Genomic DNA, 790 nt, shown 5'->3' with positions numbered 1-790 from the left:
GCCTTTACTTCATTTGAGACTTCAGAAAAAGGAGGGTGGACCTATGCAGGAGCAGAGTCTTCTGTCATGCCGGGAGAAGCCAGATCGGGAAGTAAAGTCTATTTGCTCAACAATGGTCAGATCACCAAGTCTGGTTTGGGTGCCTATAAACTGAGTTTTTGGATAAGGAGGAATTCAGGAACGGCTGGGACTTTGACCATTAACGGTACTGCCTACACAGGAACGATAGATAATACCTGGAGGCTGGTAGAAATTAGCGGGACAGGAAGTGTGACCATCAGCGGATCTGGGACTATTGTGGATGAGTTGAGAGTGCATCCTACGCTTAGTCAAATGACCACCTATACTCACCGTCCTTTGGTAGGAATAAGGTCCCAATTGGATCCTAGAAACCAGGGGATATACTACCAATATGATCCTTTTGGCAGGTTAGAAACCGTGACCAATGACATGGGCCATGTTTTAAAGCATTACGAATACACCTACATCAACTATTAATTCGATCTGCCATGAGATATTTAGTCCTACTTATACTGATCAGCCTTTCCCTTACTGGTTTTGCTCAAGAACCTACTCAAGTAGATACACTTTCCAAAGGAGAACAAAAAATGTTGGGCATCTGGAAATTTGACCTTCCCAGTCAAAAAGTGGAAGGACCGTCTACCAAAAAATTCAAATCTGATGAAGAGGGTGTTGCAGAAGAAAAGAAATTCTGGAAGAAGACTGAATCCTGGATTTGCCACCTCAGGGAAGACAAAACCTATTTAAAGGCATGTATTGAAAATGGAGT

Annotated in this window: 2 protein-coding genes; both read left to right on the top strand. The window is 43.0% G+C overall.

Annotation, left to right across the window (positions count from 1 at the left end):
- A partial coding sequence (locus DDT91_RS20375) for a hypothetical protein (RefSeq protein ID WP_187178045.1) occupies nt 1-498 on the top strand: 498 nt, incomplete at its 5' end.
- An 11-nt stretch (nt 499-509) separates the two neighbouring features.
- The coding region (locus tag DDT91_RS20370; RefSeq protein WP_187178044.1) for a hypothetical protein at nt 510-790 on the top strand (281 nt) is incomplete at its 3' end.

This window comes from Algoriphagus sp. AK58, from assembly GCF_014324365.1.
GTDB lineage: Bacteria > Bacteroidota > Bacteroidia > Cytophagales > Cyclobacteriaceae > Algoriphagus.
The sequence above is the reverse complement of the archived record's forward strand: the minus strand, read 5'-3'. Positions and strand labels throughout refer to the sequence as shown.